This is a genomic window from Stenotrophomonas sp. YIM B06876 (genome assembly GCF_030711595.1).
Lineage (GTDB): Bacteria > Pseudomonadota > Gammaproteobacteria > Xanthomonadales > Xanthomonadaceae > Stenotrophomonas.
The window spans coordinates 1-425 of the sequence record NZ_JAUJUJ010000571.1; the positions used below are offsets into that span (position 1 = coordinate 1).

Sequence of the window (425 nt, forward strand, 5' to 3'; positions counted from 1 at the left end):
ACTGGGAAGCGCCCACCGGCGGCTACCTGCTCACGGCGAGCATGGCCACCGGCGTGCATGCCGGGCAGGGGGCGCTGCGCTGGCTCAGGGCGCGCTGAGTGGTTGATTTACAAAAGTTCAAATTCCCTTGGGCGGATTCGTGGAGCTCTGCCCTAAACTGTGTCACATGTATTTATTTGTGAGCCTACGCCCATGAGCGCCCACGCAACGGTGCTGTTTGCTGACCTGTCGGGGAGCACGTCGTTGTATGAAGCCTGGGGCAACGAGCGCGCGGCCGAGGCGGTAACGCGGCTGACGCAGTGGATCGGCGACGTTGTCCAGGGCCATGAGGGGCGCGTCGTCAAGAAGCTCGGCGACGGCGTGCTGGGCGTCTTTGGCCATGCCGGGCAGGCCATTGCGGCGGCCGGCGAGCTGCAGCGCTGCCA

At 65.4% G+C, this 425-nt stretch carries 1 protein-coding gene; it reads left to right on the top strand.

The annotated features are described in order from the left end of the window. Nucleotides 1-192 precede the first annotated feature (192 nt). Nucleotides 193-425 (top strand): adenylate/guanylate cyclase domain-containing protein (locus tag QZH66_RS18515; RefSeq protein WP_305807248.1); only part of this gene is annotated, 233 nt, incomplete at its 3' end.